Annotated in this window: 34 protein-coding genes and 1 pseudogene; 13 read left to right on the top strand and 22 right to left on the bottom strand. The window is 64.8% G+C overall.

Going from position 1 to position 24,263, the window contains the following annotated elements; translation table 11 throughout:
* Positions 1-41 precede the first annotated feature (41 nt).
* Positions 42-410 carry a histone-like nucleoid-structuring protein Lsr2 gene (locus CH271_RS20705; RefSeq protein WP_094618300.1) on the top strand — a complete coding sequence of 123 codons (369 nt, stop codon included), beginning with the start codon at positions 42-44 and terminating at the stop codon, positions 408-410.
* 6 nt (positions 411-416) lie between these two features.
* A complete protein-coding gene (locus CH271_RS20700; protein ID WP_141216017.1) occupies positions 417-734 on the top strand; it encodes a hypothetical protein in 318 nt (105 codons plus the stop codon).
* Between the two features lie 39 nt (positions 735-773).
* Here CH271_RS20700 and CH271_RS20695 read toward each other — a convergent pair whose 3' ends face one another.
* Together CH271_RS20695 and CH271_RS20690 are read right to left on the bottom strand one after the other, a co-directional pair.
* Entirely contained in the window at positions 774-2,498 is a 1,725-nt protein-coding gene (locus CH271_RS20695) for a ParB/RepB/Spo0J family partition protein (RefSeq protein WP_094618298.1), read from the bottom strand.
* A 90-nt stretch (positions 2,499-2,588) separates the two neighbouring features.
* Positions 2,589-2,876 (bottom strand): hypothetical protein, encoded by a 288-nt coding sequence (locus CH271_RS20690; RefSeq protein ID WP_094618297.1) that lies wholly within the window; start codon positions 2,874-2,876, stop codon positions 2,589-2,591.
* Positions 2,877-3,531: 655 nt separating this feature from the next.
* Between CH271_RS20690 and CH271_RS20685 the strand changes: the two genes are divergently transcribed.
* Complete coding sequence (locus CH271_RS20685) at positions 3,532-4,146, top strand: DUF4145 domain-containing protein (RefSeq protein WP_179274790.1); 615 nt, start codon at positions 3,532-3,534, stop codon at positions 4,144-4,146.
* 395 nt (positions 4,147-4,541) lie between these two features.
* On the opposite strand, the gene CH271_RS28950 is transcribed toward CH271_RS20685, so the two are convergent.
* The 5 genes from CH271_RS28950 to CH271_RS20665 all read right to left on the bottom strand — a co-directional run bounded on the left by CH271_RS28950 (position 4,542) and on the right by CH271_RS20665 (position 6,812).
* Entirely contained in the window at positions 4,542-4,709 is a 168-nt protein-coding gene (locus CH271_RS28950; RefSeq protein WP_176457428.1) for a hypothetical protein, read from the bottom strand.
* Complete coding sequence (locus tag CH271_RS20680; RefSeq protein ID WP_141216016.1) at positions 4,706-5,044, bottom strand: hypothetical protein; 339 nt, start codon at positions 5,042-5,044, stop codon at positions 4,706-4,708. The genes CH271_RS28950 and CH271_RS20680 overlap by 4 nt, the downstream gene beginning before the upstream one ends.
* A 66-nt stretch (positions 5,045-5,110) precedes the next feature.
* Entirely contained in the window at positions 5,111-5,401 is a 291-nt protein-coding gene (locus CH271_RS20675; RefSeq protein ID WP_094618294.1) for a hypothetical protein, read from the bottom strand.
* A 53-nt stretch (positions 5,402-5,454) separates the two neighbouring features.
* On the bottom strand, positions 5,455-5,691 hold the full coding sequence (locus tag CH271_RS20670) for a hypothetical protein (RefSeq protein WP_094618293.1): 237 nt from the start codon (positions 5,689-5,691) through the stop codon (positions 5,455-5,457).
* A gap of 371 nt (positions 5,692-6,062) precedes the next feature.
* The gene (locus tag CH271_RS20665; RefSeq protein WP_176457427.1) at positions 6,063-6,812 is read right to left on the bottom strand and encodes an ArdC-like ssDNA-binding domain-containing protein; all 750 of its coding nucleotides are present in this window, start codon (positions 6,810-6,812) and stop codon (positions 6,063-6,065) included.
* A gap of 145 nt (positions 6,813-6,957) precedes the next feature.
* On the opposite strand from CH271_RS20665, the gene CH271_RS20660 reads away from it, so the two are divergent.
* The 5 genes from CH271_RS20660 (at position 6,958) to CH271_RS20640 (ending at position 10,849) form a co-directional block, all read left to right on the top strand.
* Positions 6,958-7,281: a hypothetical protein gene (locus CH271_RS20660; RefSeq protein ID WP_037190622.1), complete on the top strand. Its 324-nt coding sequence runs from the start codon at positions 6,958-6,960 to the stop codon at positions 7,279-7,281.
* A 148-nt stretch (positions 7,282-7,429) separates the two neighbouring features.
* On the top strand, positions 7,430-7,894 hold the full coding sequence (locus CH271_RS20655) for a VOC family protein (protein WP_052047650.1): 465 nt from the start codon (positions 7,430-7,432) through the stop codon (positions 7,892-7,894).
* Between the two features lie 77 nt (positions 7,895-7,971).
* Entirely contained in the window at positions 7,972-9,102 is a 1,131-nt protein-coding gene (locus CH271_RS20650) for a tyrosine-type recombinase/integrase (protein WP_241258386.1), read from the top strand.
* Complete coding sequence (locus CH271_RS20645; RefSeq protein ID WP_032400201.1) at positions 9,102-9,449, top strand: helix-turn-helix domain-containing protein; 348 nt, start codon at positions 9,102-9,104, stop codon at positions 9,447-9,449. The genes CH271_RS20650 and CH271_RS20645 overlap by 1 nt, the downstream gene beginning before the upstream one ends.
* 125 nt (positions 9,450-9,574) lie before the next feature.
* Positions 9,575-10,849: a hypothetical protein gene (locus tag CH271_RS20640; RefSeq protein ID WP_141215153.1), complete on the top strand. Its 1,275-nt coding sequence runs from the start codon at positions 9,575-9,577 to the stop codon at positions 10,847-10,849.
* Here CH271_RS20640 and CH271_RS20635 read toward each other — a convergent pair.
* Entirely contained in the window at positions 10,825-11,052 is a 228-nt protein-coding gene (locus tag CH271_RS20635) for a hypothetical protein (RefSeq protein ID WP_141216015.1), read from the bottom strand. The two genes, CH271_RS20640 and CH271_RS20635, sit on opposite strands and share 25 nt — an antisense overlap.
* 875 nt (positions 11,053-11,927) lie before the next feature.
* Here CH271_RS20635 and CH271_RS20630 point away from each other — a divergent pair.
* Positions 11,928-12,131 (top strand): hypothetical protein, encoded by a 204-nt coding sequence (locus CH271_RS20630; protein WP_094634685.1) that lies wholly within the window; start codon positions 11,928-11,930, stop codon positions 12,129-12,131.
* A gap of 69 nt (positions 12,132-12,200) precedes the next feature.
* On the opposite strand, the gene CH271_RS28945 is transcribed toward CH271_RS20630, so the two are convergent.
* The 3 genes from CH271_RS28945 to CH271_RS20620 form a co-directional block, all read right to left on the bottom strand.
* Entirely contained in the window at positions 12,201-12,356 is a 156-nt protein-coding gene (locus CH271_RS28945; protein WP_155290773.1) for a hypothetical protein, read from the bottom strand.
* 71 nt (positions 12,357-12,427) lie between these two features.
* Entirely contained in the window at positions 12,428-12,733 is a 306-nt protein-coding gene (locus tag CH271_RS20625) for a hypothetical protein (RefSeq protein WP_032393547.1), read from the bottom strand.
* Positions 12,734-12,928: 195 nt separating this feature from the next.
* Complete coding sequence (locus tag CH271_RS20620; RefSeq protein WP_052049165.1) at positions 12,929-13,537, bottom strand: hypothetical protein; 609 nt, start codon at positions 13,535-13,537, stop codon at positions 12,929-12,931.
* 370 nt (positions 13,538-13,907) lie between these two features.
* On the opposite strand from CH271_RS20620, the gene CH271_RS20615 reads away from it, so the two are divergent.
* Positions 13,908-14,483 carry a TetR/AcrR family transcriptional regulator gene (locus CH271_RS20615; RefSeq protein WP_032393546.1) on the top strand — a complete coding sequence of 192 codons (576 nt, stop codon included), beginning with the start codon at positions 13,908-13,910 and terminating at the stop codon, positions 14,481-14,483.
* On the top strand, positions 14,480-15,454 hold the full coding sequence (locus CH271_RS20610; RefSeq protein WP_032393545.1) for a DMT family transporter: 975 nt from the start codon (positions 14,480-14,482) through the stop codon (positions 15,452-15,454). The genes CH271_RS20615 and CH271_RS20610 overlap by 4 nt, the downstream gene beginning before the upstream one ends.
* Positions 15,455-15,502: 48 nt before the next feature.
* Here CH271_RS20610 and CH271_RS20605 read toward each other — a convergent pair.
* The 8 genes and pseudogenes from CH271_RS20605 to CH271_RS20575 all read right to left on the bottom strand — a co-directional run.
* Positions 15,503-15,901 (bottom strand): annotated as a pseudogene (locus CH271_RS20605) (IS110 family transposase); the annotation flags it as partial.
* Between the two features lie 129 nt (positions 15,902-16,030).
* Positions 16,031-16,195, bottom strand: a complete 165-nt coding sequence (locus CH271_RS28940) for a hypothetical protein (protein ID WP_155288773.1) — start codon at positions 16,193-16,195, stop codon at positions 16,031-16,033.
* Entirely contained in the window at positions 16,192-16,521 is a 330-nt protein-coding gene (locus CH271_RS20600) for a hypothetical protein (protein ID WP_032393544.1), read from the bottom strand. Before CH271_RS20600 ends, CH271_RS28940 begins: the two co-directional genes overlap by 4 nt.
* A gap of 67 nt (positions 16,522-16,588) precedes the next feature.
* On the bottom strand, positions 16,589-16,888 hold the full coding sequence (locus CH271_RS20595) for a hypothetical protein (protein ID WP_032393543.1): 300 nt from the start codon (positions 16,886-16,888) through the stop codon (positions 16,589-16,591).
* 53 nt (positions 16,889-16,941) lie between these two features.
* On the bottom strand, positions 16,942-17,178 hold the full coding sequence (locus CH271_RS20590; protein ID WP_032393542.1) for a hypothetical protein: 237 nt from the start codon (positions 17,176-17,178) through the stop codon (positions 16,942-16,944).
* A gap of 576 nt (positions 17,179-17,754) precedes the next feature.
* Positions 17,755-18,096: a hypothetical protein gene (locus CH271_RS20585; RefSeq protein ID WP_032393541.1), complete on the bottom strand. Its 342-nt coding sequence runs from the start codon at positions 18,094-18,096 to the stop codon at positions 17,755-17,757.
* Positions 18,097-18,099: 3 nt separating this feature from the next.
* Complete coding sequence (locus tag CH271_RS20580; protein WP_032393540.1) at positions 18,100-18,369, bottom strand: hypothetical protein; 270 nt, start codon at positions 18,367-18,369, stop codon at positions 18,100-18,102.
* A gap of 273 nt (positions 18,370-18,642) precedes the next feature.
* Complete coding sequence (locus CH271_RS20575; RefSeq protein ID WP_082322322.1) at positions 18,643-19,554, bottom strand: DUF2637 domain-containing protein; 912 nt, start codon at positions 19,552-19,554, stop codon at positions 18,643-18,645.
* Between CH271_RS20575 and CH271_RS29380 the strand changes: the two genes are divergently transcribed.
* Positions 19,554-20,303 (top strand): tyrosine-type recombinase/integrase, encoded by a 750-nt coding sequence (locus tag CH271_RS29380; protein ID WP_230596585.1) that lies wholly within the window; start codon positions 19,554-19,556, stop codon positions 20,301-20,303. The two genes, CH271_RS20575 and CH271_RS29380, sit on opposite strands and share 1 nt — an antisense overlap.
* Before the next feature lie 442 nt (positions 20,304-20,745).
* Here the strand turns inward: CH271_RS29380 and CH271_RS20565 are convergent, their stop codons facing one another.
* The 3 genes from CH271_RS20565 to CH271_RS20555 all read right to left on the bottom strand — a co-directional run bounded on the left by CH271_RS20565 (position 20,746) and on the right by CH271_RS20555 (position 23,288).
* On the bottom strand, positions 20,746-21,624 hold the full coding sequence (locus tag CH271_RS20565; protein ID WP_052049164.1) for an alpha/beta fold hydrolase: 879 nt from the start codon (positions 21,622-21,624) through the stop codon (positions 20,746-20,748).
* A gap of 85 nt (positions 21,625-21,709) precedes the next feature.
* Positions 21,710-22,897, bottom strand: a complete 1,188-nt coding sequence (locus CH271_RS20560) for an MFS transporter (protein ID WP_052049163.1) — start codon at positions 22,895-22,897, stop codon at positions 21,710-21,712.
* Between the two features lie 22 nt (positions 22,898-22,919).
* Positions 22,920-23,288, bottom strand: a complete 369-nt coding sequence (locus CH271_RS20555) for a Rid family hydrolase (RefSeq protein WP_032393539.1) — start codon at positions 23,286-23,288, stop codon at positions 22,920-22,922.
* Between the two features lie 84 nt (positions 23,289-23,372).
* Between CH271_RS20555 and CH271_RS20550 the strand changes: the two genes are divergently transcribed.
* Complete coding sequence (locus CH271_RS20550; protein ID WP_032393538.1) at positions 23,373-24,188, top strand: TrmB family transcriptional regulator; 816 nt, start codon at positions 23,373-23,375, stop codon at positions 24,186-24,188.
* Positions 24,189-24,263: the final 75 nt, after the last annotated feature.

Here is a 24,263-nt window from a genome sequence, read left to right as displayed (position 1 = left end):
CGAGTCCCTGACATTGCGTGTGATCGAAAGGTTTTCCGGCTGTGGCCAAACGAGTGACAACCCAATTGGTGGACGATATCGACGGGTCGGTCATCGACGACGAATCCGGCGAGACCATCGAATTCGCGGTCAACGGCGTCGAGTACGTGATCGACCTGAAAGCAAAGAACGCCACCGAGTTTCACAGGAAGCTCGACTACTACATCGAGCATTCCACTCGGGTCGGTGGCCGCAAGCGTAAGCCCTCCCCCGCCGGCGCGGCGACGCCCGCGAAGAACGGGACACCGGCCACGCGTGACCCGGCTCAGACACGCGCGATTCGGCAGTGGGCGGCCGACGAGGGTTACGAGATCAGCGATCGCGGCCGTATCCCGGCCGCCATCGAAGAGGCGTACAACGCCGCGCACTGACCTCTCGTGAGCCGCCTGCGCGTCGTGAGCAGGCCGGTGGTGGGGCGTCGAGCGGGGGAGCTCGAGGGCGGCGGCAGCCCCCTCGACCCGGGCCGGGGACGCTCCCCCACCTGCGCTGTGGGACCGATACTGTCCGGCGATGGACAGATACGAAGTGCCGCCCTCGGCCTGTACGGGCTCGCTGTTGTCGCCCGACTGTTGACCTGGGGTGAGCTCAGCGCGTCCGAACGCAGCGAGAGCGCAGTGCTGCTGCTGCTCGTCGGAGCCGCCATAGCGGCGGTGCTCAGCCTCGGCAGTACCCGCACCGACCGCAGCGACGAATGAGGGTGGCGGGCAACGAATGTGCCCGCCACCCCTACTCCGTTACTGCCCGGCGGCGCTGTCCTCACTGGGGGCAGTGAGCGCGTCGTACGCCTGCTCGGGGGTGAGCATTCCGGCTGCGGCCTGCTCGACCACGGTCAGCACGTGGCCGTGCTGGTCGAGGAAGCCCAGGTAGTTGTCCTGGTTACCCCAGGACGTGCGACGCCACGAGTCGTTGCCCTTGCCGCTCACTCGTGCTTCGTAGGCGGCGAGGATCTGCGCGAGCAGGATCACCTGCGCGCGGGTCTCGCTGGGCGTCTTGTCGATCGTGGCGGCGAGCGCTCGACGCGCGGCCTTGTCCGCGACACCGGGGTATCCGGCGCTGGGGCTGGTGTCGGCGGGCACGGTGACACCGAGCAGCTCCGTGAGGTACTGCGCCGCTTTGTTCTCGGTCAACAGTCCCGGCTCGTCGACGAGGGTTTCGGTGATCCACTTCCCTGCCCCCTTCGGCAAGGTCTTGCGGGTCAGGAACTTCGTCAGCCATTCCTTGCGGACGATCGTCGCGGCGGCACTGGCCTTGTTCAATGCGACGGTGCGCCGCCGAGTGGCCTTCTCGGCTTCCTTCTCCGCGAGCGCTGCCTGCGCTGCTTTCTTCTCGCGTGCCTTCCTCTCGGCTGCGGCCTGGTCGTCGGCCTCGTCTGGTTCGCTCGACGCTGCGGCCAGGATCGGCCCCAGTTTCACACCGGCCGCGTCGGGGTCGGCGGTGAAGTACTCCGGCACCCACACCTGGGCGACGGTGACGTCCTTGTGGTGGTGGTAGCCCTCGGTGGCAACAGCTTTCGGGGCTCCTTCGGTGGCCCAGTCGATCGACTCGGACTCGATCACCTCGCCGGTGGCGGTGAGGGTGATCTGCTCGTTCGGGGTCAGCCACACCGCCCAGTGCTCGGCTGCGCCGTCGATGACGGCCTCGGTGATCGGGTCTCCGTCTGCGGTCACCAAGTCCTCAGCGGCGACGTAGGGGCTGTCGTAGTCGGGTTCTTCCTCGAGGACGGTCACACCTTTCTCGGCATACGGGGTACCGGCTTCGGCGCGGGCCTTGCGTTCGGCGCGGTCCGCGATCAGCTCCTGCGCGACGGAGTGGAACCACGACCCGGCGTCGAGCAGCCTCTCGACGGCCTCGGTGTCGCCGTCGGCGTCGAACACCGCGACCACTGCCGCCTGCTCGAGGTCGAGCTGCCCGGCGTCGAGCGCCTCGCGAGCTGTCTGCGACCGGCCCGCTGTCCCTGCGGCTTTGGCGGTGTCCCGGTTGTCGTACTGCATCGTCTTGGCGATCTTGGTAGCCGAGAGACCCAGCTCGAACATCGCGGTCACCGCTTTCGCGCGTTGACCGTCGGTGAGCGGTATACGGCGGTCGTTGGTGTTCACCTGCTGGGTGAGGCGTTCGATTTCGCGGTCCTTGGCCTTGCTCGCAGTCGGCCGGATCAGCACCGGCACACTGTCAACCCCGGCTTCGAGAGCGGCGAGGGTGCGGACCTGGCCGTCGATGACCACGATGCGGTCCTCGTCGCGGCGCGCGAGGATCGGAAGGAGCACACCGTGTTCGGTGATGGAGGCGACGACGGCGCGGAACTCGTCCGAGTCGGTGTCTACCTCGTCGCGGACGTTGGGGCCGACTTCGAGGGCGGTGGGGTGCAGGCGGGCGAACTCCTCGCCCGCCCCCACGACCGGCGTGGTGCCGGTCGTGGGGGCTTCGGTTGCGGCGGTGGTGGTTTCGATGCTGGCGGTCATGGTGGTGTCTCTCTCCTGGTAGATTCTTCGGTTGGAGACACCGGGCAGTTAGAGGCTGTCCGGTGTTTCTTCTTTTCTTCGGGGTTGAGGTCAGGCCCCGTCGTCACCGAACACGGCGATGAAGTGGTGCGCGTCCTCTTCGGCGGCGACGATCTCCTCCTCGCTCGCTCCGTTCTCGCGTGCGATGCACGCCCATTTCGCGACCTGCTCGGCGTGTGCGAGCTTCGCTGCCGGTGGGTTGCTCAGCTCGGCGCGCACGGTCTCGCGTTTGACCTGTTCGAGCGCGTCGGTCTTGATCTGCTCGGGTACCTGCGCGATCGCGGCCATGACTGCGGTGCACAGTCCTGACCTCGCCGGGTGTGTGGTGGTGTCGTGCATGTCGCTACTTCCCTTCTCAACTGGTGGCCTGGCCCTTTGCCCTGCCACGTTTTTTCGCCGTTTCTGGCGTGAGGAGAGAAGTCAGCGCACGGGGCCGGAGTGTCAAGGGTCGGGCCGAAAAGTTTTCAGCCGGAGGCGTTTTGAAAAGTTTTCGGAGCCCTTGGGCCGGGAGCGAAGCGGACGCCGGCGGTTGATGCGGAGGTCACGGGTGATGAATGCTCGCCGGTAGCCAGAACCGAGTGAAAAAACGTCTTTGCTCTTCCACGGTGCGGAGCGAAGCGGAGCTCCATTCAGGGGACGCCCGCAGGGTGGCCGGCACCGCCGACAGGCGGGATGCACGACTACCGGTCGACGCCGGCGGCGTGGCCACCTCCCACCTGAGGAAATCGGCAGGCGATTGTGCGGGAGCGACGGAGCTCGACCCCGCTCGGAGTCACGGCAGTCGGTCTGTTCTGCTTATGCTCAGCTGGTTTTCGCGCGTAGACGAAGGGTGCATTCGATGGTGAAACGACATGCTCGGGAATTGACGATTGGGTTCCAGGATGGGTTTTGGCCGTCCATCGAATGCCCTGTGTGCCAGAGCGGGGTGTTGACAGTCCCGAAGAAGGTGGACAAGCCAGCAGAGGACGATGTTCCTGTCGAATACCGATGGCCCGTGAGCTCTTACGAAGATCCGATGGATATCGAGGGCGTCTTCACAATGCACCTGCGGTGCACGAAGAGTACTTGTGCGGCTGTCATCGCGGTTTCTGGTGACATGTTCGTCGACCCGAACGAGAACTACGATACTCATGACTATTCGAGCCAGTTGGCGACGTTTTATCGTGTTCGGAGCTTCTATCCCCCGATTCTGGTCGCCGAGTACACAGAGGACGTGCCGGACGAGGTGGTGAAGCAGTTGCGCCGAGTCGGGACGTTGGTCTGGATGGATGCACCAGCGGCAATGACTGCTGTCCGAAGCGCAGTGGAAGCGTTGATGACTGCCCAGGGGGTGTCTGCGACGACACAAAGCAACAAATTTCGAAACCTCGACGATCGGCTCGATGAGTTCGGACGCACCGAGACAGATCTAGCGAAGTTCCTGCGAGCCGCGAAGTGGGTCGGCAATCAGGGGACGCATACAAATGCTGCGTCGGATGCCACACCGAAGGATGTGCTCGACATGGTCGAGTACGTCGAGATCGCGCTCACAGCACTGTATGCCCCCGACTACGCTGACGCTCTTGCTCGTGCAGACCGAATCCATCAGGCGAAAGGCCTTGTGCCGTAGACATATCACGACGGTAGCTGGCGGCTGACCGGACGCCGAGGTCACCGGACAAGACTTCTGTCAGCGCGATCGCGCGGGCGGTCATCTCGGCGATTTCGGCGGGTAGTGGTGGTCCGTCGATGGTTCGGATTCGCATGGCGTCGAGTGTGGCATCCGGTACCGACAAATTGTGTTGCGCTGCAACGGGTTGAAGACTGAACCGCGCGTGCACGGGCGGACTGTCTGCACTGTGGTCGGGGTTGTGGCAGTGCGGAGCGCAGCGGAGCTCGAATCGGTGGACGCCCGCAGGGTGGCCTCTTGTTCGTGGTCGCCGGCATCTGTGCCCGGTGTCCGCGATACGACGAAGGCCCGCCCCCGGTTGGGGGCGGGCCTTCGTCGATGAGGTGCGCTGTTGATCAGTCTTTGGGTGGCTTGGTGTCTTTGCCTGCGGCGACGTCGCGGAGCCATTCCGGGACGGGCTTGTTGTCGTACTCGCGGAGCTTGATCGAGGCTCCTGCGGCTGCGGCGCGGACCTTCCGGCGCTGCTCGGGGGTCCAGGCCCGGCGTGGTTCGGTGGTGGTCATGGGCGCTCCTCGCGGTGTGTTGTAGGTCCATTGTCGCTGTTGTCGTCGGTTTCCGCCAGGTCATCGGTATCGGAGGCGATGTCACGGTCCGCGATGGCTTGCAGTGTGTCGCGGTCGGTCTTGGCGATGAACGGTGTCGCGGCGACGGTGCCGAACACAGTCCAGCCGAGTGCGGCTTCGTCGGGGTTGTCGCTGACGGTGCGTTCGAGGCACCAGGTGATCCGCTGCCAGGATTGCGAAAGGTTGTCGGCTCGGGTGCGCTGGCGCACGGTCCAGCCAACGCCGACGACGGCCAGCAGGCCGACGACCAGGGTGACCACTGCTTGTGCGGGCATCAGGGGCGTTCCTTCCAGATGGTGGGGTTGGTATGCCCCGGTGCCGTCAGGCACCGGGGCGGGTGGTCACAGTCGTGAGGTTCCGCGGACGATGTCGCCTTCGATGTAGGTGAATCCGTCTCCGCGGCCGTCACGGAGCGCGAAGTGGTAGTCCGCTTGGATCCACACGGTATCGAAGTGTCCGGCGTCGGTGAGGGTGCCGAGTAGGTCGCGGTCGGCCCCGTTGGGGAAGAACGCGACTCCGGACGAGGGCGGATAGTAGCGGTTCAGGGTGTCGATCAGGGATTCGACGCTGCGGCATTCTGCGGCCGCGTCGAGGGCCTTGTCGTAGATGGTCCAGTAGTCGTTGGTGGTCATGGCTTTTACTCCTCGGTCTGGTCGGTCGGATGGGGTGTGGTGAGCGGGCCGGGTCAGTAGTCCTCGTCCCACCGCTCGCCTGCGTAGGTGGGGTCGAAGTCGGCTGGTGCGTGGGCCGGGTAGCGGCGTCGGAGGTCGTCCTCGAGGTCGAGGCGGTCTTGCCAGTGCTTGTCGCATCTCGGGTGCGCTACTCCGGTTCCGGACAGTGCTTCCCGGTATTCGACGTCGCCGGTGCAGTCGGGTCCGTCCGCGATGCAGGTAGCGGTCTCGGTGTTCGTGGTCTCGGTCATAACTGTTGCTGCCCTTCGGAACTGGTGCCGGGTCGGTCTTGCGTCCTCCCCCACGTTTTTTCGCCGTTTCTGGCGTGAGGAGAGAAGGCAGCGCACGGGGACGACGGGGCAACCCTTCGGCCGGACAGTTTTCGTGGGAGCGGAGCGAGCACGGGACGAAAAGTGTTCGGAGCCTTCGGCCGTAGCGGAGCGGAGCGAGGGGTTGAGGCGGCGGGCACGGGTGATGAATGCTCGCCGGTAGCCAGAACCGCTGTGAAAAAACGTCTGTGCTCTTCCACGGTGCGGAGCGCAGCGGAGCTCGATTCGGTGGACACCGCAGGTGGCCTGTCCGCCGGGCCGGAACTATCGGCCGGCGAACCCGCCCGGTCCACCTATGCGGCTTCCCCGGTCCCGGTGTCCTCGCCGTCGTCCGACTCGGCGGCGGCAGGATCGAGGGCGTCGGCCAGCTCGTGGACGGCGGTCAGTACTGCTTTCGCGGTGGCGGTGACCTGCTCGAGGTCTCCTGCGGCCCATCCGGCGATGTAGCCGACGCTGTAGGCGCTGGTGTCGAGTCCGAGCATCCCGGCCAGGACATAGGCGACGGATTCGGCTTCGACTTCCATCCGGCCCCGGTGCAAGTCCTTTCGGGCTTCGGGGCCGATGAGGTCGGGTGCGTGCATGATCGCGTGCGCTGCCTCGTGGATCACCGTTTTCGAGGCCGCTGCGGGTTCTAGGGCTGCGTCGACGACGATGCGGTGGGAGCCGTCGGTGGTGGTGTAGCCGTTCGCGCTGCTGGCGATCGTCTCGCGGGTGACGGTCCAACCTCGGCCGATCATGATCGCTGCCACGCGGTCGTAGATCGCGTCCGGATCGGCGCCGGTGAGCAGCTGGGCGATTTCCTCGGGCTGGGGGTGTCCCTCGATCGGGTCGGTTTGCGAGTGGTCGAACACCGACAGAATCGGGAACGTGGGCACCTTGCGGGTTTCCTCGTCGCCGGTGTCGGGATCGGTCTCGGTGACGGTGCGGGAGCTGTAGCCGTAGATCCGGATCGCTTTCTCGCCCTTGCGGACCTGCCGCCCGCGCTGCTGCCAGGCACGGAATCCGGCGACCTGCGTTGCCTCTGGTTTCTGACTGAGAATCAACAGGACATTATTGAAGAAGGATGCGGAATAGCATCAGATGCACGATCGCCGCCCCGCCCGTTGCAGCCGACACGATCTCACCATGAACCGACGCCCGTTGTGGCCGCACCGGCACGCCATCCGATTCGAGGGCAGACTCGCTCGTATGAAGGTGGAAATCTTGTACTTCGACGGGTGCCCGAACTGGCAGGAAGCTGCGGACCGGGTTCGCGCTGCGGCCAGCCTGATCGGACAGTCGGACATCGAGATCGGTCACCGGCTGATCTCGTCCGACGCCGAGGCAGCGGCGTCGGCCTTCGCCGGCTCACCGACCATCCTTGTCGACGGCGTCGATGCCTTCGACGATGCCGTGCAACTGACCGAACTCGCCTGCCGCGTCTACTCGACCGACCGCGGCCTGGCGGGTCTGCCGACCGTCGACCAACTCGCCGCGTCGCTGCAATCGAAAGGCGAAGCGCTGCAACGATGAACGCAGCGAAGGGTCGCGTCCCGCCGCCCCGGTCGAACACTGAGCGGTAGCGCCCGCGCGGCGACCAGTGAACCTCGACCTGCACGCACTCCCCTAAGGCACGGCAGCGTTCACTCCCTCGTGGCGTTCGCCGGCGTTAGTGTTGCCCATGGCTATGTCCAGAGCGGTCCCCGCGCTGCCGGTACGGCACATCGAGACCGCGATCGCCGTCTACACCCGCGCCTTCGGCTTCACGGCGCAGTACTCCGATCCCACCTTCGCCAAGCTCACTCGAGACGACGTCGAGATCCACCTGTGGGCCTCCGACGACGACAGCTGGACCACCCGCACCGACCCTGCGCCGTGGCCGGTGTGCAGCGGAGCGGAGACCTTCCTCGCCGGAACGGCCAGTTGCCGCATCACCGTCGACGAGATCACGGAACTGTACGACGAACTCTCGCGCGCGGGCGTTCTGCACCCGGCAGACGCCGGCCACCCCGTCGCGACGGACTGGGGGACGACGGAATTCGCGACCGTCGACGGCGATGGGAACCTGCTCACGTTCTCCACGAACACTATTCGGACCGAAAGCCCGGTCGTCGACGGTGACGGTGACGCTGTCACCACTTCCTGACCGGCGGAGCCGTTGATCACCACGCATCCATCGGCGTCATCACGAAACTTGCATTGGATGCATGATACGTTCATGCGATGTCGGCCATGGATACCGTCGGGTCCGGCGCTTCTCGCGCCGGGGGGTCGGCAGATCACCTGATGCGAGACGGTCTGTCGCTGCTCGCGCCCGAGGAGACCGTGCTCGCGGCGATGATCGAAGGGTGGGAGCAACAGCAGCGCTCGCGGATGCTCGCGAACCTGACCATCGAGCGGCGGACACAGATCGTGCGCCGGTTGGTGGTCTTCACCAACGACTACCCGTGGCAGTGGTCGTCGGCGGACGTCGAGGAGTGGACGACGCATCTGGTGGAGTCGGGAGCCGCGCATTCGACGGTGCGGCTGTATCAGATGGCGGCATCGCTTTTCTGCAGCTACATCTCCGACGTCCGCTACCGGTGGCACGAGGTCTGTGAGCGGCACTTCGGGGTGCACCCGGTGCAGATCTTCCACGAGTGGAACATGGTCGTGCACCGCAGCGACTATGAAGGGCGACCCGGCAATCGGCCGCTGACCCGCGACGAGCTGCAGGCGTTCTTCGACTACTGCGACACCCGGGTGAACCGGGTCGGCGCCTCCGGCCGCAAAGGATGGCTGGCGAGCTATCGCGACGCCACGCTGTTCAAGGTGATCTACGCCTGGGGCCTACGCCGCCGGGAGGCCTCGATGCTCGACACCGTCGACTGGACCGCCAACCCCGCGGCCACCGAGTTCGGCCGCTACGGGGCGCTGTCGGTGCGCCACGGCAAAGCCCTCTCCGGCGGACCGCCGCGGCGCCGCACGGTCCTGACCACCATGGAATGGGCCGCCGAGGCCGTCGACGAGTGGGTCACCGAGATCCGGCCCCTCTACGACTCCGACCAACTCGCCCTCTGGCCCACCGAGCGCAGCGCACGGGTGGGAGCGGTGTCGATCTCCCAACGGTTCGCCGAGTACCGCGACGCCGTCGGGCTCGAGAAGCACCTCGGCCCGCACTGTCTGCGCCACTCGTATGCGACACATCTGCTCGAGGACGGGTTCGATCACCTCTTCGTCCAACAACAACTCGGACACTCCTGGGGATCGACCACCGCGATCTACACCAGCGTCGGCACCGATTACAAGAACAACGCCCTCCGACGAGCACTGAGTCGGGCGTTCACCACCGCGAGCACCGACGAGGAGAACTGATGCCGCACCCGCAGCTGAACTACCAGTGGCATCTGCGCCGCCTCCTGGCCGACCAGGGCATCTTCGCGACCACCGGACTCGGACCCCTCCTCGCCGAACGGGGCATCACACTCTCCGAAGCACAGGTGTATCGCCTGGTCACCGGGACACCCGAACGTCTGAGCCTGCGCACGCTGATGGCACTGTGCGACATCCTCACCTGCACACCCAACGACCTCATCGAACCGATCGCCGAACCCGCCACAGGGACCGCGACCGGAACATCGACACACCGCCCCGACACCGCTGCCGCGACCACCCGCGCCAAGACCCGCACACCACGACGCGCCGACATCCGGCGACAGTGATCGCAGGACGGTGTCGCATCTGCACCACCGCCGAGGTTCGCGGCATGACGGTGTGCGACCGCTGCAGAAAACGAGCCACGCAGCACCGCGGTACGTGCGCCGGCTGCAGAAAGCCGGACAAACTGTTGGACGACGCCGACACCTGCCGGTGGTGCCGCCAGAAGGCGCGTCGCACCTGCACCTGTTGCGATGCAACAGGATCAGCTCTCACCGGCGCCGAAGGCGACACCCTCTGTCACCGGTGCACACTGACCCGCCGCCTCGACGCGATAATCCCTCCTCATGCCGACGGCCCCCTCGCACCGCTGCGGCAGCCGCTCCTGCACGCCGAACCCGTCACCACCCGCCGGTGGCTGATCCGCACCACACCCCTGCTGCTCTCCATCCAGGACGGCAGCACAGCCCTCACACACACCTCGTTCGACACCCTCCCGCACCCGAAGTCGGTCGAGCACCTGCGCTCACTCCTCGTCGCCACCGGCATCCTCGGCCCGGACCTCGACCGCAGCCTGCGCCGCCTCGAAGCCCAACTCCCCCAACTACTGAGCAGCCTGACCCCGAACCACCGCGCACTCCTGACCCGGTGGACACAGTGGGCCGTACTCCCCAGATTGCGCGCGGCGACCGAGAAGCGGGAAGGCCATGTCGGCGCCCAGAACGCTCGCTCACAGATTCGCCAATCGGCACTGTTCCTCGACTTGCTGCAGCAGCGCTCGACAGAGCTCGGCGAGTGCACACAACACGACATCGACACCTGGTTCAGCGCGCCTGGAGCCGCCCACTGGCGCGTGCGGTCCTTCCTGACGTGGGCACGACGCAACCGGCACCTACCCCGCACACTCACCCTCCCCTCGAGCTACCGAGGCCGAGCGGAAGTCCCCACCGACGACGACGAGAGGTGGCAGATCTGCCGACGCCTCGTCCACGACGAGTCTCTGGACCCCGCCGACCGGCTCGCCGGCGCCTTGATCGCGCTGTTCGCCCAACCACTGACCCGTATCGCCGGACTCACCACTGCCCACGTCACCGAAACCGACGCCGGGGTGGAACTGCGGCTCGGCAGCGCCGACACGCTTCTGCTACCGGATCCGTTCGCCCAGATCGCACTGCAACTACCCCGACCACGACGCGCAGGAACCGCCGAGCAGATACCTCAGACATGGCTCTTCCCCGGTCACCGTGCTGACATACCACTCACGGCGACGGCGCTCGGTAACCGGTTGCGTCGCATCGGTATCAGTCCGCAGGCCCTGAGACTGTCCGCCATCGCCCACCTCACCCGAGAGCTCCCACCGAGCGCACTCGCCGCGATGCTGGGTCTGAACGCACACACCGTCGCGCAGCACACGCTCCGAGCCAGCGGCCAATGGGCGAACTACGCCGCCGACCGCCACTCCTGAGTCTCGCTATTCGCAGGGTCGAATACGGCAACCCTGCCAGTGCTGTAGGAGTGGAACGAGGCCACGTGGTCGAGGTACGCGCGCCAGGTGTCGGAGCTGGTCAGCTCGGCTACTTTGTCGGTGATCGAGGCGTGCAGTGATGCCGCCAGCTCGCGGCGTGCTTCGGCCTTGTCCGCTGCGCTGATCTTGGTTCGTGTGGCCATGACTGGTGCCTCCTCCGTCGTGACCGGTCCCCCGGCCTGCTCTGCCAGTTTCTTGTCGCCGTCATCTGGCGTGAGGAGAGACAGCAGCGCACGGGAACGACGGGGCAACCCTGCGGCCGGACAGTTTTCGTGGGAGCGCAGCGAGTACGGGACGAAAAGTGTTCGGAGCCTTCGGCCGTAGCGCAGCGGAGCGAGGGGTTGAGGCGGCGGGCACGGGTGATGCAGTATCGCCGGGAGCCAGATGTGCGACAAGAAACCGATGTCTTTTCGCGGTGCGGAGCGCAGCGGAGTTCGGTTTGGTGGACGCCCGCAGGGTGGCCGGCACCGCCGGCAGGCGGAATGCGAGACCGCTCGTCGACGTCGGCAGGTGACCACCTCCACCTGAGGAGCTCGCCCGGTGACTGTGCGGGAGCGACGGAGACCGGCCACGCTCGGTGTCGCGGCAGCTCGTAGACCCTGGATAGATTCTTTTGTCGAACATTTATCTATTCCACGCAATTAATCGCGAATATCCGGAAAGGAATCAGAGATATCCGCTGCTTTATTCCGGTAATAATTCGCACTTGATAAGTACGCGATTAAACTTATAAACCGGCCTTGACCTGCCGATACGGGGCCACCGTGCATTCATTTGGGGGGTTGCGGAAAGGCCCTTCGATATGGGACTCTAATGGAGGCGAAGCAACCGCTGAGCCAAGATATCGAGAATCCAACCGAAAGGCCGATATGCCACACGTGTGCGCAAATCACCCCAACAACGGGACGGAATTTCACTACGAAGGGAAAGTATTGTGGCTGCAGAGAAGAATGATGGGTCCGAGACCGGGCGAGCAGGCTGGAGAGGATGGTTCGCGAGGTTCAGGGGTTCACGACCCGTGAGGACCTTGTCGACACTGGCGCAGGTGCACTGGCGGATTCAGCTGGTGTGCAACGTGTTCGGTGTCGATGTGCCGTGGCAGGGTGACGAGGTTTCGCCTCCTGTGTGGGCAGTGCTGCTGGCGGTCTGGGATGTGGTGGGTCCGTGGGTTCACGGGGCCGTTGACGTGCTGATTGCTTTGTTGCAGTTGTTCTATGGCTGATAGGTAGAAGCGCCAGGAGCCGGTGGCCGTTCGTGGTCACCGGGCTTTTGGTTGTAGGGGTTGGCGGATTCAGGAGTGTCGCGCGTGGGGACTGCGGTCGTTGGCCGTGGCGTTCGGTTCCGGTTGGGGCCGGGCGTTGTTCAGTTCCACGAGTGCGAGGAGTCGCGCTGTGTTCGCTGCGATTTCGGCTGGCAGTGGCGGTCCGTCGAGGGTTCTGATTCGCATGACGTCGAGTGTGGCAGTGGGTACCGACAGAGTTGTTCTCTCGCAACGCTTTCAGGTCTGCAGTCCCCTGATCATAGGTAGAGCAGGTGGGTGGCGGTGCCGTCGAAGTGTTCGAGGTTGTCGAGCACGCCGGTGTAGTTGCCGGGTCGGCAGGCTCCGAGACTGACGATAAGGGCGCAGGCTTCGTCGATAGTGACGAGGTAGGTCGGTGGGGTGTTGGTGGGGCTGGCGTCTGCGTGGGCCTGGGCGTCGAGGAGGGCGTAGCGGACTGCGTCGGCGGCGGCGCGTTTCGCTGCGATGAGGCTTGGTTCTGATCCTGCGGCGGTGATGGTTTCGGGTTGGCGGTCGGGTCGTGTGGTGACGGTCCAGGTGATCATCGGTGTCGTGTTCCTTCGGGTGGGTGAGCCGGGCGGCCTGTGGTGCGTGGTTCTTCCAGCATCGCGTACCGAGCGCGAGCGAGGTCCGCGATGCGCAGGCATTTTCCGGAATCTGGGGACAGAAGATTCGCCTGTGGATGGAGATGACTCGGCCCCGGAACCGTGTCGGGTCCGGGGCCGGGGGCTGAGAGCGTCTTAGAGGCGTCGACGCCAGGGTGCAGCCATGTCTTCCTGGTGTTCGCGTTCGGCGTCGTCGAATGCGTCGGTCAGGGTGGTCGGGTCGCTCGTGTACTGGTCGCCGTCGGTGAAGATCGCGACGGCCATGCGGTGCACGTTTCGGAGCTCGTCGAGCATGGTGACGTAGCCGAGGCGGTCGATGATGCGCCAGGTGACCGGTCCCATGTGGACCTCGACCCAGTGCATGGTGCGCCGCCGGGCGGGTACGTACTGCTCGCGCGGCGTGACGGCGGTTTCCGGTGGCGCGATCCATACAACGGACATGGCGGCGCGGGCGTAGTCGTCGCCCGGCCCCCCTGGCTGGGGTGCCTGGTTGTCGATTCGACCGATAAGGGTGCGGGCGTCGGCCAGTCCAGCGATGAACGCGTGCACGGCGGCGGCAGAGCGGAAGGTCATCATCAGGCGGTTGAAGGTGACGATCATCTGGGCGTCGTCGGTGGCGGCGGCATGGACGTTGACCACGGCTTTCTGGCGTCCGACGATGGTGGCGGTGGTGTGGGTGACCACTGCGCCGTAGTTGTCGGTGTCGGTGATGCTGTGGGCTTTCTGGGCGGTGGTCTTCGACATCTCGCGCTCCTCTGCTCAACGTGGCGAACCTCGGTGGCCCGCCAATTTTTTGCCGTTCTGGCAGAGGAGAGTTGGACCGGCAGGAGGGGGCCGGAGTGCAATGGTCGGGCCGGAAAGTTTTCAGCCGCAGGCGTCTGTGAAAAGTTTCCGGAGCCCTTCGGGCCGGGAGCGCAGCGGACGCCGGCGGTTGCGCGGAGGTCACCGCCGGTCAAAATCGGAAGGCCAGAAGGGAATCTCAATAGGTTTTGTCAAGCACGGCCGCAGGCCGTTCTGCTCGGTCGCCGCCGGAGGGGGCGAAACAGTCTGGCGTGACGCTACGAGGTGCCTGTTTAGGTAGACAGGTCTACCCAATGAGTGGCATGGTTACCTCATGACATCAACTCGATCCCCGTCGGCACGCACCCGGATCCTGTCCGCTGCCGCAGAGCTGTTCTATGCCGACGGCATCGCCGCAACCGGGATCGACACCATCACCGCCGCGGCGGGTGTGGCGAAAATGAGCTTGTACAACAACTTCGAGTCGAAAAACGATCTGGTTGAGGTCTATCTCGGTGAGCGGCACGAGGAGTGGCTCCGGCTCCATGCCCGCCGACGTGCGGAAGCGACGACGTCAGATGATCGGGTGCTGGCAGTGTTCGACGCCTACCTCGATCACGCACGCATGGCGTATCCGCACGGTTTCCGCGGCTGCGGCCTTCTCAACGCCGCAGCCGAGTTGCCCGCCGACGCCCCCGGGAGGGTCGCCGTCCGCACGCACAAAGAGCAGGTCGAAAGCATCATCATCGAAGAGCTGAGCTGCGCACACCCGGTATCGACCGCCAGAACAGTGGGCGAGCAACTGTCCTTCATCCTCGAAGGCGCGATGTCGCGGGCCGGTCTCGAAGGAAAGCCGGACCGCGTCCTCGCCGCCAGGGCCATCGCCGAGAACATCCTCGCGACGCTGTGAACAGCACAATGCTCGGCTCGGCGGCCGTACTGGGTGCCTCCGTGCTGTGGGGAACCACCGGAACCGCCGCGTCGCTCGCCCCGACGATCAGCGCACTCGCGATCGGTGCTGCGGCGATGGGCATCGGCGGTCTCCTCCAAGCGGCACTGAACGTCGACGCACTCCGCCGCGCTCGCCCCACGTTGATGGCCCGATGGGCAGTCGTGCTCACGGGTGGGCTGTGCGTGGCGATCTACCCGTTGGCGTTCTATTCCTCGATGAGGATCGGAGGCATCGCGGTGGGCACTGCGGTGTCTCTGGGATCCGCTCCCCTGGCCTCGGCTGTCGTCGACCGTGTTCTCGACGGGACACGCCTGACCCGCGCCTGGATCGTCGCCGCTGCTCTCGGAATCGGCGGGACGGTGCTGATGAGCAGCGGCGTCCACTCACCCGGCGACACCTCCGCCGCTGCCGGTGTCGCTCTCGGGCTGGTCGCCGGACTCACCTACGCTGGCTACTCCCGATCACTGCGGGACCTGATGAGCGGCGGCATCAATCGCGGCGCATCGACAGGGGCCGTCTTCGGCGCCGGCGGCATCGCCTTGCTTCCCATCGTCGTCGCCGCGGCATTCACCTCTGACCTGTCGGGACGACCCCTCACGGTGATCGCCTACCTCGCGATCGTCCCGATGTTCGGCGGCTATATATTGTTCAGCCACGGCCTCGCCAGGATCAATGCCGCGACCGCCACGACACTGACACTCAGCGAACCCGTATTCGCCACCGCACTCGCGGTCATCTTCGTCGGTGAACGACCCACGACCGCGGGATGGCTCGGTGTCGCGCTGATCATGGCTGGACTCGCCGTCCTGATGAGCTCCGCCCGGCCGGCGAACGAACCGCACCCAAGGTCGATTGCCAACCGCCCCGACGTCAGCGACCGTTGGACTTCACGACAACCGGTCAACGGCGGTGACCGGTTCGCTAATTAGCGCTGCTACGCACTCCAGCTCACGCCGCAACATCTCTGTATTGCGCTGCGCAGCGGAGGATTTGGGGTGGTACGGCGTGTCGTCCCGCAGCATTGCCCAGAGCATGTTCGATCTGCGTCGGGCAAGCGCCAGAACAGCTTGGGTGTGTCGCTTGCCCTCCGCTCGTTTGCGGTCGTAGTAGATGCGGGACTCCGTGCACGATCGGATGCTGAGCTGGGCGGAGAGATAGGCCGCCCTCATTAGCCGCCGGTCATAGCGCCGCGGCCTGCGGAGGTTGCCGCTGATCCGGGCGGAGTCGCGTGGGACCGGAGCAAGACCGGCAACGGCGGCGAAACGATCCGCTGTGCCGAACACCGACACGTCGCCGCCTGCAGCGGCGAGGAGCTCGGCACCGAGCAGCGGGCCGAATCCGGGCATTGACTCGATCACCGCCGCTTTGCGGTGGCGAGTTCGATTCGGTGGACGCCCGCAGGGTGGCCCGGTCCTACGCGAGCCGCTGTGCCCCTCTTGGGCAACGGACAAGGCCCGCACCCTGTGTCGGGTGCGGGCCTTGTCGGTCTGCGGCTGGTGCCTGTGTCAGGGCTGCTCTGCCGGTGGGGTGGTCGGGCGCCCTTCGGCAGCGTCGCGGATCCACTGGGGTACCTCGAGGCCGTCACGTTCGTACAACGCGACCGATGCCCGTGCTGCGGCCCGCGCTACCTGTGGGCGGGCGGCGGTAGTGCGCTTCTCGGTGGTGGTCATCGTGGGTCCTCCTGCTCGTTCTGGTTGTCAGTGTCCTCGGTTTGTGCCGGTGACGCCAGTGCTCGCCACAACGCCCGGGTCGCGACGGCGCGCAGCACGTCTCGTTCGGTTCGGGTGATGAGCGGCGAGTCGGTCACCGGTGTGTAGATATCCCAGCCCAGTGCGGCTTCGGCCTCGTTCTCGCTGGTGGTGCGTTCTAAGCACCAGGTGATCCGTTGCCAGGCCTGGGCGCGTTTGTCGGCCACGGTGCGTTGACGGACGGTCAGGGCGACGCCGACGACGGCGAGGACGCCGACGATCAGGGTCACCCATGCTTGAGCGGGCATCAGGGGCGTTCCTTCCAGGTGGTGCGGGGTTGGTGGCCCCGGTGCCGTCTGGCACCGGGGCGGTCGGTTACCGGCGTGAGGTTCCGCGGACGATGTCGCCTTCGATGTAGGTGAATCCGTCTCCGCGGCCGTCACGGAGTGCGAAGTGGTAGTCCGCGTGGATCCAGACGGTATCGAAGTGTCCGGCGTCGGTGAGGGTGCCGAGTAGGTCTCGGTCGGCTCCGTTGGGGAAGAACGCGACTCCGGACGAGGGCGGGTAGTAGCGGTTCAGGGTGTCGATCAGGGTTTCGACGCTCCGGCATTCTGCGGCCGCGTCGAGGGCCTTGTCGTAGGTGGTCCAGTAGTCGTCGATGTCGTTGGTGGTCATGGCCTTTGCTCCTCGGTCGGTGCGGGTCGGGTGGGGGTGGTGAGCGTGGCGGGTCAGTAGTCCTCGTCCCAGTGCTCGCCTGCGTAGGTGGGGTCGAAGTCGGCGGGTGCGTGGGCCGGGTAGCGGCGGCGGATGTCGTCCTCGAGGTCGAGCCGGTCTTGCCAGTGCTTGTCGCACCTCGGATGCGATACCCCGGTTCCGGACAGTGCGTCCCGGTATTCGACGTCGCCGGTGCAATCGGGGCCGTCCGCAATGCAGGTGACGGCGTCGGTGTTCGTGGTCTCGGTCATAACTGTTGCTGCCCTTCGGAACTCGTGCCGGGTCGGTCTTGCGTCCTACCCCGCGTTCTTTCGCCGTCATCTGGCGTGGGGAGAGTAGGCGGCGCACGGGAACGTCGTCCCGCCCCTGGGCCGGGAAGTTTTCAGCCGGAGGCGTTCGTGAAAAGTTTTCGGCGCCCGCAGGGCCGGAGCGCAGCGGAGTCAGGGGTGGGTAAGGCGGGCACGGGTGACGCAGACTCGCCGGCAGCCAGATGCCCGAAAGAACGATGCTCTTCTACGGTGCGGAGCGCAGCGGAGCTCGGTTCGGGTGGACGCCCGGAGGGTGGCCGGCACCGCCGACAGGCGGACGCATGACGCTCGTCTCCGATCGCGGTGTGGCCACCTCCCGGTCGTGGAGCTCGTGCGGTGACTGTGCGGAGCGACGGGGCGTGGCCACGCTCGGTGTCGCGGTAGCGCGTCATGTCGGTGTCGCGGTACGCGCTGGGCGTCGGCCACGCCGGTTGCCGCTGCCGATCGCGGATCCGTTGACAGGCATGAAAACGGCGCACGACCCGTTGTTCTCGTGGGTCGTGCGCCGTCTCGTGGGTGTCAGATGCGGTCGAGCTCGAAGACCAGGGTTCCTGACGAGTTGTAGACGCCGAGGTGGTCGTCACCGTCGGGTTGGACGAGGTAGGTCGCCGTGTTCTCGCTCTGGCGGACCTTCATCGTGTAGTAGCCGTCGGCTTCGTCGTCCGAGAGTGTGCAGTACATCGGGCCGCCGATGTCGACGCTCATCATGCCTTCGCAGCTTCCGTCGTCGTAGAAGTAGACGGTGCTCGATGGACCGGTGGAGTCCCACATACCGGTGATCTCGGGTGCCGAGGAGCAGCCGGTGAGAAGGGCGGACCCTGCGACGGTGAGCCCTGCGAGCAGGGTGGTTGTCTTGTTCATCGGTCAGCCCTTCGCCATGCCCGCTGCGGCCTTGCCCACGAAAGTGGCCAGAGTCGCAGAAGTGTCCTGGAAGTTCACATCGGTGTAGAGGCCGTGGTACCAGCTCTTCTCGGCGGCCTCTTTCGCGTTGATGCCACCGAGGCCGACGGAGTTGAGGTCGCATACGGGATCTCCGACGATGCATGCGGACAACACGGGTGCGCCCGCAGGGTATGCCTCGCGTTTGCCGAGCGAGCCACGAACATTCCACCCCCGGCCAACTGTGGAGAACACAGTGTCATCGCTCGGATCGAAGTCGGACGAGGTCGGCGATGGACCATTGTATTGATACAAAGCCGACCGGCCAGTGACGCCGGCCTCCTTGATGACGCGGTTGAAGGCGGGGTCGGCGAGAAGGGCGGACGCTGCGAGGCGGTCGGATCCGATCGGGCCGTTGGTGGATGTGGAGTTGGCGATAATGCTGTTGATCGAAGCGCCGGCGTAGCCGCGGTCGGCGAACTCGTGTGCGGCGGCGGCGTTGACTGAGGCGCGAGTCTCGTTGCTGCGTCATCGTGTCGCCTCCGCGTACTCACCGGTGGCCGCCTGTTGTTCTACCTCGTACGGGGCATCCGAGCCGGCTGCTACTTGTGCCTCCTTCGAGCCTTCATGCAGGGCGAGGAGATGATTGGGCACTTTCGATTCCGCGACGTCTACGACGAGTTGGACCAGCTTGTCGTAGCGCCGGGTGACTGTTGAAGTTTTGACTTTCAGCATCCGAGCGACTGCTGCAAAATTTCCCTGCGCTTCGGGATGCTTGTGATAGAGGTACGCTGTTGTCCAGACGTCGTCGTGCAGGGCTCCGTGTGCGTCAAACAGGTCGCTGAGCTGCTGGGTACTGGCTTCGTCTGTAGGTTCGGCGACCGGCTTCGGAGCGCCTTCACGGCTCGGCAGACTGCCAATCACATTCTTCGGCAACGACGTTTCCAGACGGCTGGCGCGTGGTGCTCGGAGTATGACGGCGAGAACTTCGGTCATCGCCAGGAGGAAGACTAGGGCGATGGTGGCGATGCCGGCTGCAACGAAAGCGGGCATCACGGTTGAGGTCAGTGTTGCGTGGTAGGCGTTGCCTGCGATCGAGGCTCCGGCTGCGACGGCAAGAACGCAGAGGACGAAGCGGCGCCCGCGCACTGTTCGTGGGTCGGTGTGGTGAGACAGTGCGATTGCGGTGACCGTGGTGGCGACGATTGCGCCGTCGAGGACGACGGGTATCACCCAGGCTCTCCCAGGCTCGGTACCTGCCATTGTGGCGAGATCCCGCAGGGCTGCGAAGGACAGCCAGAAGGACGCCGCGGCTATACCGACGGTGAGGACGATGGCAGTGGCCAAAGCCCCGGTCAGCACTCGTGGGTGGATTAAGACCGTATTGGCGTGGCCGACGTGGTCTTCGGCCGGTTCGATAGAGGTACTAGCGTTATTCATTGATCGCAGGTCCAATCTGTGATCGACCGGCCGCGCTACTCACTGCCACCGCGTCGGTGGCGGTCGGAGAGACCTTCGAGCATCTCGGGGTGTGCTACCGCCGGTCCATCGCGCCCTCGTTCACGAAATCCAGCTACCAGCACGATCATCCACCGGTGCTCGCCGAAGTCATCGACACCGGTGAGATCATCGAAATCGAAATAGAAGAGCACGACGCATTCTGGGCATGGGCTGTGATAGAGACGTTTCGCCACACCGGAATTCGAGTGGAGGAACTCCTCGAACTCACCCACCTCGCAGTCGTGTCCTACACACTGCCATCGACCGGCGAGATCGTGCCGATGCTGCAGATTGTCCCGTCCAAAACCGGCGAAGAACGCCTTCTGCTGGTCAGTCCGGAACTCGCGAGAGTGCTGGCGACGATCATCGCGCGCCTGCGAACCACCAACGGCGGAGCAGTGCCCCTCACGGCGCGATACGACGGCCACGAGCGCATCAGAAATCCACCGCTACCGCATCTGTTCCAGCATCGAATGGGCTGGCAATGGGCGGTCCCAGCACGGACCTTGATCCAGAAGTGGCTCAACCAAACTCTCGCCGGGACACGGATCGTCGACAACGCCGGCAACCCGCTTCGGTATACCGCGCACGACTTTCGACGCATGTTTGCCACCGAGTCGGTCGGCAGCGGACTGCCCATCCACATCGTCGCAAAACTGCTGGGGCACAAGCATATTTCGACGACGTAGATCTACACCGCCGTCTTCGACGAGAAGCTCGTTCGCTCCTGTCGAACTTTTCTCGATGCCCGACGTGCGCAACGACCGGACGACGAATACCGCAGCCCCACCGACGCGGAGTGGAACGACTTCCAACATCACCCCGAGCATCGCAAGCTCGAACTCTGAACCTGCGGTCGCCCCCTACAACACTCCGTGCAAACACGAACATGCCTGCATCCGATGCCCCAGCCAGCAGGTCGATCCGACCGCTCGAACGAGGCTGACCGCCATCATTGCCAACCTCCGCGACCGCATTCACGAGGCACGAAACAACGGCTGGACCGGCGAAGCCGAAGGTCTCCAGACCAGCCTCACTGCGGCAGCAGCGAAGCTCGTCGGCCTCGACCGGACGACAGGATCCGGCACCGCGACGTCGCTTGGAATCCCAGCGATGCCGTGACGAGCTGTATCAGCGCTCAGTGAACTTGCGGCTGCCATTGTGACGCAAGGTTGGGGGCGACGCTGCCTGGTCCAGCGGCGTGAGCAAGTGCGCGAGTAGCCGAGCGGGGGCATCGTGCTGCACCATGTGTCCACTGCCTTCTATCCAGTGGAAATTACTGCGAGGCAATCGCTTACGCAGTCTCAGGGCGTATTCTGCGTCGAGCCATCGATCGCGTCGGCCCCACAGGATCGTTGTTGGGGCCGCGAGATCACCCAGTAGTTCTTGAAATTCGTCGGTGTCGGTTTCGTCGGCTTGTTCGTACTGTCGGTAAAAGGCATCCTGACCTGCAGTGCCTGTCCATGGGTCGACGAACGCGTCGAGGACACCTGCACTGAGACCGACATGGCTTCCGTCGCTGATCTTGCTGGTCACCAATTCCTTGTGTGCGTACTCGGGAAGGGCCGAGAATGCTGCCGCATCGTTTTTCACAGTGCTGAAGAATCCCCCGGAAGACCAGCTATTGACGCTAACCGCGTTGACCAGCGTCAAATCACGAAACATTCTCCCTCCCAACAGAGTTGCTCGAAGAGCGACAGCACCTCCGACGTCATGGGCCACCACGCTCGGGCTGCCCAGACCCCATTCGTCGAGCAGGTCGCCGAAGATGTCGGCTTGCTTCGCCAAACCGACGTTCTGGCTGATGTTCTTGTCGGATTGCCCGAACCCGAGCATGTCCCACACATACACTTGCCGGGTAAGGGCCAAACCGTGAGCGATGTCTTTCCAGATCAGCGACGAGAACGGTGTTCCGTGAAGTAGAACAATGGGATCACCGGTCCCGAAAGTGGACCATCGCACTGCGCCTTCGCCTGTGCGCAATTGACGATCCAGGTTCCATGCGGTCATGCTGATTCTCCTGTCTATGCCCTCGATGAACAAACCCCGGTGTCCGGAACGCGGGGCGTGGCCCCTGGGGCGAGTCGGGTTCACGTCAGGGTCGTGCGGATACCAGACGGGTGCGTGGTGAGGGGTACGTGAGCGCTGTGGCTACGGCCACAGCGGAGGTAGCGGCCACGGTCGTTGCAGGCCATTCGCCGAAGGTCGCCAGTAGGCTGGCGACGACGGTTCCCAACGCTCCTACGCTGTAATAGATCAGCATGTAGACCCCGAGGAGAGTGCCCGCGCGACGGTCGTCGACAGCGACGACCGCGGCCTGGTTCGCGACCTGGGCACTGAAGCATCCTGCGTCGAAGGCAGCGAGTGCCAGCGTCGTCCAGACCGGATTGCCGAGGGCCACGGTGAGAAGGAGCGCAGCAATGGCTGTGACACTCAGCGAAGCCAGCATGACTCGGCGGCTTCCCCAGCGGTCAGTGAGCTTGCCCGCCGGCCATGTCGCGGCCAAACCGAGAAGCCCTGCCAGGCTGTACAGACCGATAGTCCTCCCGTTCAGTGAATACGGCTCAGCCGACAGTGCCAGGGACAAGCCGACCCAGATGAGATTGAATGCGAAGAACCAGAGTGCTCCACTCGCAGCCGCCAGCCGCAACGATCGGTGACGCATCAACAGTGCCGGGGCGGTCCGCACTACCGACTGCCGACGACCTGCGCCCGACGGCACCTCTCTCGGTAGGATTGCCAAAGCTGCCGATGCAGCGACCAGACAACATCCGGCGAAGATCGCCAGCATCGCCCTCCACCCCCACGCGGATGCAAGTATTCCTCCGACGAGTCGACTGGAGACGATGCCCGCCGAGATCCCAGCCGCGACGACGCCGAGCGCGGTACCCCGCTTGACCGGGTCGGCCAAGCGGCCGACAAGTGCACTGGACTGCCCAGCCACCGAGGTCAGCACCCCGATCAGGACGAACACTGCGATCAGCACCGCAGCGCTGCGAGCCAACGCAGCACACGACAGAGCCGCTGAGAGTGCCAGCAACTGCACCGCGATCACTACAGCGGGCCGCATCCGATCGACGAGCGGAACCAGCATCAGCACACCGACGAGATACCCGACGAGCGATCCGGAGGTGACGAACCCGACGACCGTCAACGATGCGTCCAGATCGGCCGCAACCTCGCCCAACGCCGGTGCGATGGCGTAACCGTTGGCGATCGCGATCCCCGCTACTACCGCTGACACTGCAAGTTCGGCGCTGGTCAGTGGGCGATCTACGGCCACATCATCAACGCGTGCAACACTTTCAGACGGCACGGTGACGTACCGCGATGCACTCGACTTCCACGAGTGTCTCCGCGTCGACGAACGGCAGCGCGTGCACCAACGAAAATGCCGGCTTGACCTCGCCGTACACCTCGCCGTGAGCACGGGCAGCGTCTTGCCAATTCTCGAAGTCAGCGACGACGAGGCGACTCTGCACCACCTCCGACAATTCGAACCCTGACTCGGCGAGGACCGTGGCCACTGTTGCGAGCGCGGAGAGAGTCTGCCGGTACACATCCGGGCCCTCTCCCGCAGTGCCCGAGATGTAGATGGTGTCGCCTGCCATCACGGCACGTGAATAGCCCACCGATGATTCCCACGGCGATCCCGACGAAATACGTGTATGCATCAATTTCCTTTCACTACTTCGGTAGTAACATAGACAGTACTACCAGGGTAGTGAAGAGATGGGCAAGAGGAATACACTGCTCATGTGAACGACAAACCGACATCGAAGCTGCAGTCGGCCCTGATGCGGCTCGGGTTTTCCCAATACGAAGCCAAGGCCTATACCGCTTTGGTGGGGCAGTCTCCGATGAACGGCAGCGAAGTCAGTAAGCGAGCAGGTATGCCGCCGTCGAAGGTGTACGAGACCCTCGCCCGCCTCGAAACCAAAGGCGCGGTTGTGGTGAACAGATCAGAGCCTGTTCTGTACGGAGCTGTTCCGCACCGCGATCTCCTCACCGGGCTCGCTGCGCGATTCGAGGCCGATGTCGCAGCGGCGATCGACGAGCTCGATGCCATGCCCGCTGCCGACCGCGCGGGTTTGGTGTGGTCGCTCTACACGCGAGAATCGATTCTCGACGCATTCGTGCGCCTCATCGACACTGCGCACTCGCAACTGTTCGCCGGCATCTGGGACGAAGAGCTCGACGCTACAGGCCCTGCCCTCGAGCGTGCAGCACAGCGTGGGGTGCAGACGCATGTTGCAATCTACGGTCCACGTACCCTCCGCGGTCCGAAGGTCTATGACCTCTCCGAATGTGGGGCGAGCGCACGACTGAGGCTGTCCGGTCGACGCCTCGCTGTGGCCGTCGCCGACGATGTCGACACCGTCGTGGCCGAATTCGGCGACCGCTCACCAGCGGAAGCAGTGCTGACCACCAATCCGGTCACAGGCCTGCTCGCCGTCGAATACATCAAAGCCGACATCAGTGGACGGCTACTGATCAACGCAATGCCCGACGCAAACTACCGACAACTGCTCGAGACCCACGACATGCAATCGATACTCGCAACCACACCCTGATCAGATGGTGAATTCAGGAGCGCCATCGACGACACAACTACTACCGGATCAGCCGGCTCCACGCACCGCACGGCG

The sequence above is a fragment of the Rhodococcus sp. 05-340-2 genome (genome assembly GCF_002258915.1).
Taxonomy (GTDB): Bacteria; Actinomycetota; Actinomycetes; order Mycobacteriales; family Mycobacteriaceae; genus Rhodococcoides.
The sequence above is the reverse complement of the archived record's forward strand: the minus strand, read 5'-3'. Positions and strand labels throughout refer to the sequence as shown.

Coding starts and splice junctions, on each gene's coding strand:
- CH271_RS20695 (WP_094618298.1), bottom strand. CDS start 2,498: ATGACCGCCAGCATCGAAACCACCACCGCCGCAACCGAAGCCCCCACG.
- CH271_RS20690 (WP_094618297.1), bottom strand. CDS start 2,876: ATGCACGACACCACCACACACCCGGCGAGGTCAGGACTGTGCACCGCA.
- CH271_RS28950 (WP_176457428.1), bottom strand. CDS start 4,709: ATGACCACCACCGAACCACGCCGGGCCTGGACCCCCGAGCAGCGCCGG.
- CH271_RS20680 (WP_141216016.1), bottom strand. CDS start 5,044: ATGCCCGCACAAGCAGTGGTCACCCTGGTCGTCGGCCTGCTGGCCGTC.
- CH271_RS20675 (WP_094618294.1), bottom strand. CDS start 5,401: ATGACCACCAACGACTACTGGACCATCTACGACAAGGCCCTCGACGCG.
- CH271_RS20670 (WP_094618293.1), bottom strand. CDS start 5,691: ATGACCGAGACCACGAACACCGAGACCGCTACCTGCATCGCGGACGGA.
- CH271_RS20660 (WP_037190622.1), top strand. CDS start 6,958: ATGAAGGTGGAAATCTTGTACTTCGACGGGTGCCCGAACTGGCAGGAA.
- CH271_RS20655 (WP_052047650.1), top strand. CDS start 7,430: ATGGCTATGTCCAGAGCGGTCCCCGCGCTGCCGGTACGGCACATCGAG.
- CH271_RS20650 (WP_241258386.1), top strand. CDS start 7,972: ATGTCGGCCATGGATACCGTCGGGTCCGGCGCTTCTCGCGCCGGGGGG.
- CH271_RS20645 (WP_032400201.1), top strand. CDS start 9,102: ATGCCGCACCCGCAGCTGAACTACCAGTGGCATCTGCGCCGCCTCCTG.
- CH271_RS20635 (WP_141216015.1), bottom strand. CDS start 11,052: ATGGCCACACGAACCAAGATCAGCGCAGCGGACAAGGCCGAAGCACGC.
- CH271_RS28945 (WP_155290773.1), bottom strand. CDS start 12,356: ATGCGAATCAGAACCCTCGACGGACCGCCACTGCCAGCCGAAATCGCA.
- CH271_RS20625 (WP_032393547.1), bottom strand. CDS start 12,733: ATGATCACCTGGACCGTCACCACACGACCCGACCGCCAACCCGAAACC.
- CH271_RS20620 (WP_052049165.1), bottom strand. CDS start 13,537: ATGTCGAAGACCACCGCCCAGAAAGCCCACAGCATCACCGACACCGAC.
- CH271_RS20615 (WP_032393546.1), top strand. CDS start 13,908: ATGACATCAACTCGATCCCCGTCGGCACGCACCCGGATCCTGTCCGCT.
- CH271_RS28940 (WP_155288773.1), bottom strand. CDS start 16,195: ATGACCACCACCGAGAAGCGCACTACCGCCGCCCGCCCACAGGTAGCG.
- CH271_RS20600 (WP_032393544.1), bottom strand. CDS start 16,521: ATGCCCGCTCAAGCATGGGTGACCCTGATCGTCGGCGTCCTCGCCGTC.
- CH271_RS20595 (WP_032393543.1), bottom strand. CDS start 16,888: ATGACCACCAACGACATCGACGACTACTGGACCACCTACGACAAGGCC.
- CH271_RS20590 (WP_032393542.1), bottom strand. CDS start 17,178: ATGACCGAGACCACGAACACCGACGCCGTCACCTGCATTGCGGACGGC.
- CH271_RS20585 (WP_032393541.1), bottom strand. CDS start 18,096: ATGAACAAGACAACCACCCTGCTCGCAGGGCTCACCGTCGCAGGGTCC.
- CH271_RS20575 (WP_082322322.1), bottom strand. CDS start 19,554: ATGAATAACGCTAGTACCTCTATCGAACCGGCCGAAGACCACGTCGGC.
- CH271_RS20565 (WP_052049164.1), bottom strand. CDS start 21,624: ATGACCGCATGGAACCTGGATCGTCAATTGCGCACAGGCGAAGGCGCA.
- CH271_RS20555 (WP_032393539.1), bottom strand. CDS start 23,288: ATGCATACACGTATTTCGTCGGGATCGCCGTGGGAATCATCGGTGGGC.